A 3,629-nucleotide genomic window follows, 5' to 3' on the forward strand; every position below is an offset into this window, starting at 1 on the left:
TGATAGGCGAGCCCCGTTTGCAACGCAATCGCGCCGGCCGAGGAAGGCCCACCCCGCTTCCTGCCCCCGCCCGAATTGATCAAGGTCGGCTGGCAGCGTTATAGAGGCTTGGGATCGTCAGGGGGATACGCGGCGAATGGGTTTGCTCAAAACCCCGAACCATCACCTTTCGGCAAGGGCGTGGCTGACGGTTTTCGTCACCGGCTTGCTCTGTCTCGTCGCGACGCTGGCCAACGGCGCGGAGAACCTCAAGGGCGTCGCTCTCATCGTCGGCCAATCGGCCTACGAGCACATCGCCACCCTGCCAAACCCGGCCAACGACGCCCGCGACATGGCCAAGATGCTGACCGATCTCGGCTTCGATGCCCGCAGCGCCACCGATCGCGATGCCGCGAAACTGAAGCGCGACCTCGAGCGCTTCGTCGAGGACGCCGAGGGCGCCGATGTCGCCTTCATCTATTATTCCGGCCACGGCATCGAGGCCGGCGGCGAGAACTACCTGGTCCCGGTCGATGCCGATATGTCCTCGCTGAAGGATGCCGACAACGCCCTGGTGCCGATCTCCGCCGTCATGGAGGAGCTGAAGAAGACGGTGCCGGTGACGATCATGCTGCTCGATGCCTGCCGCACCAATCCGTTTCCGCCTGACGCGGAGTTGCGCCGCGCGCCGACCGCCTCGGCCTCGCCGATCGGCGCCGGCGGACTGGAACCGGTGCGCGGCGCCAAGGCGCTCGGCAGCGCGCCGGCGACGGAAAACCTCGGAACCGTGGTCGGCTTCGCCGCCGAGCCCGGACGCCCGGCGCTCGATGGCGCCGCCGGCGAGAACAGTCCCTATGCGGCGGCGCTTCTGCGCCACCTCGCCGCGATGAAGGGCACCGAATTCGGCTCGGTCATGCGCATGGTGACCGAGGAGGTCTATCTCGACACCAAGGCCAGGCAACGGCCATGGGTCAACGAAAGCCTGCGCCGGCTGCTCTATTTCGGCGTCGCGCCGCCGGAGCCGGCCGGCGATGACGGGCTGATCACCGGCGAGCGGCGGCAGCTGCTTTTGACCATCGCCGACCTGCCCGATCCGAAGCGCTCGCAAGTGGAACTGGCTTCGCAGCAGGACGGCGTGCCGCTCGACGCGCTCTATGGCGTGCTCAGGGCACTGGGCACGGAGAAGATACCCGAGGACCCAACGGACCTGGAAAAGCTCCTCGATGCCCAGGCCGAGCGGCTGAAGAAGATGCTGTCAGAGCGCGACGCGCTCAGCACCGACGACCCCGAGATCAAGCGCCTCGTAGCCTCGGCCGACAAGGCGATCGGCCAGGGCGCGATAGTCACCGCGCACAAGTTCCTCGACGAAGCGGTGAGCCGGGTCGAGCAGACCCGCGGCGCCGTCGACCAGGCGGAGGAACTGGTCCGGCAGAAGCGCCTTGCCGATGCCGCCATCTATGCCAGGCGAGCCGATGCCTCGGCGCTGGTCTTCGACTACAGCGCCGCCGCCAGTGACTACGGCAAGGCGTTCTCGCTGGTCGAGAAGTGGGACGACAAGCTGCGCTGGAATTACAAGAACCAGGAGGCCGAGGCGCTGAACGCGCATGGCGATGCCACCGGCGACAGGAAGGCGCTCGAGCAGGCGATCGATGCCTATCAGGTCATCCTCGGCTTTATTCCCAATGGCCAACAGAACCGCGACTGGGCGATCACCCGCAACAACATGGCGGTGGTGCTGCAGACCATTGGCGAGCGCGAAACCGACACGGCCAGGCTCGATGAAGCGGCACGGATCTTCCGGGACTCGCTGGTCGTCTTCGAGCGCGAGAAGGACGACCTCAACTGGGCCGCAGCCCAGAACAATCTCGCCAATGTCCTGTTGAAGATCGGCGAACGGGAGAGCGACCCCAAGCGCGTGAACGAGGCGGTTGCCGCCATGCGCGCGACGCTGGAAAAGCGGCCGCGCGACAAGGTTCCGCTCGACTGGGCCGCCTCGCAGAACAATCTCGGCCTGGCGCTTTACGCGCTCTCGGAACGCGAGCCCGGCGGCGAGCGCCTTGTTGACGCCGAGGCCGCCTATCGGCTGGCGCTGCAGGAGTACACGCGCGAGAAGGCGCCGGTGCAGTGGGCAATGGTTGAGAACAATCTCGGCAACACGCTGGTGTCGCTGGGCACGCAGCTCAACGATCAGGCGAAGATCACCGAGGCGGCCGCGGCCTTCCGCGCCGCGCTCGAGATCCGCACGCGCGAGACCTTCCCGGTTTCCTGGGCGACCAGCCGGCTCAATCTCGGCAACGCGCTGAGCAGCGCCGCCCGCTTCGATCTCGGCACCGGCGAGCTCGAAGAAGCGGCGACGGCCTATGGCGATGCGCTGACTGTCTTCACCCGCAAGCGTTTCCCGATGGACTGGGCTTCCACCCAGAACAATCTCGGCTCGGTCTACCAGACGCTCGGCCAGCGCGCCCGCGATCCGGCGAGACTGGAGCAGTCGGTTGCCGCCTTCCGGGCGGCGCGGCGCATCTACACCAGGCGCGCCTTTCCGCTCGACTGGGCGATGACCGCCTACAATCTCGGCAACACGCTGCAATTGCTCGGCGGCCTGTCCGACAAGCCGGAACACTACAAGGATGCGGTGACGGCCTATCGGGACGCGTTGCGAGAATACAAGCGCGAGACGACGCCGCGGCAATGGGCGCTGGCCCAGGCCGGCCTCGGCTCGGCGCTGCATTGGCTGAGCATGGCCGAAGGCGATACCACGTCCCTGGCCGAGTCGGTCGCCGCGCGCCGGGCCGCGCTCGAGGTGCTGACCTTGGAAGCGGCACCCGTCGATTGGGCGAACGCCCAGAACGGCATCGGCATGAGCCTGCTTAATCTCGGCACGCTCGAACGCAGCGGCAAATATCTGGACGAGGCCGAAGCGGCCTTCCAGGCGACGCTCAAAGTGTTCACCCGCGACAGCCAGCCGCTGCAGTGGGCCTTCGCGCAGAACAACCTCGGCGATGTCTATTGGAACCGCGCCAGCCAGGGCGGAGGCGACGCCGATTATTTGAAAGCGATCGAGTTCTTCGAAAATGCCAAGGAGGGTTTTGTCGAAGCCGGCTACACCATCCCGATCCCGCTCACCGACAAGAAGATCGAGCTGGTGAAGCAGCAACTGGCGAAGAAATAGCCCGAGCTTGTCTTTCAGCCGGCTTTGCGGTCCCTATATGGCGCTCACCGCCGTCGCTGCCGGTGGATGCAAGAAGGATGGCTGATGGTTCGATTTCTCCTGGCGCTGATGCTGCTCCTCGCTTCTGCCACGGCGCATGCGACGGATGCCGGCTGGGCGCTGCTGCGCGACGGCGGCCATATCGTGCTTTTGCGCCATGCCATGGTCACCGGCGCTGCCGATCCGGCCAATTTCGACATCGCCAAATGCCCGACCCAGCTCAATTTGTCGGCGCGCGGCCAGCAGCAGGCGAGCCGGATCGGCGCCCTGTTCGCCGCCCGCGCAGCACCCATCGAGCGCGTGCTCTCCAGCCGCTACTGCCGCTGCCTCGACACCGCCCGCATCGCCTTCGAGGCCGAGCCCGAGCCTTTCGCGCCGCTCGACCTCCTGAAGACCGATCCCGCCGAGAAGGCCGCACAGCTTGAGGCGACGCTCCAGGAGA

At 66.4% G+C, this 3,629-nt stretch carries 2 protein-coding genes; both read left to right on the forward strand.

The features are described 5' to 3' along the window. The first annotated feature begins 136 nt into the window (after nucleotides 1-136). Nucleotides 137-3,148, forward strand: a complete 3,012-nt coding sequence (locus EN738_RS32305; RefSeq protein ID WP_127287114.1) for a caspase family protein — start codon at nucleotides 137-139, stop codon at nucleotides 3,146-3,148. 84 nt (nucleotides 3,149-3,232) lie between these two features. Then, nucleotides 3,233-3,629 (forward strand): histidine phosphatase family protein (locus tag EN738_RS32310; RefSeq protein WP_127287115.1); only part of this gene is annotated, 397 nt, incomplete at its 3' end.

Source organism: Mesorhizobium sp. M4B.F.Ca.ET.017.02.2.1 (genome assembly GCF_003998955.1).
Taxonomy (GTDB): Bacteria; Pseudomonadota; Alphaproteobacteria; order Rhizobiales; family Rhizobiaceae; genus Mesorhizobium; species Mesorhizobium abyssinicae.

Excerpts from the sequence above, each read along its gene's own strand:
- EN738_RS32305 (WP_127287114.1), top strand. The coding sequence starts at position 137 with ATGGGTTTGCTCAAAACCCCGAACCATCACCTTTCGGCAAGGGCGTGG.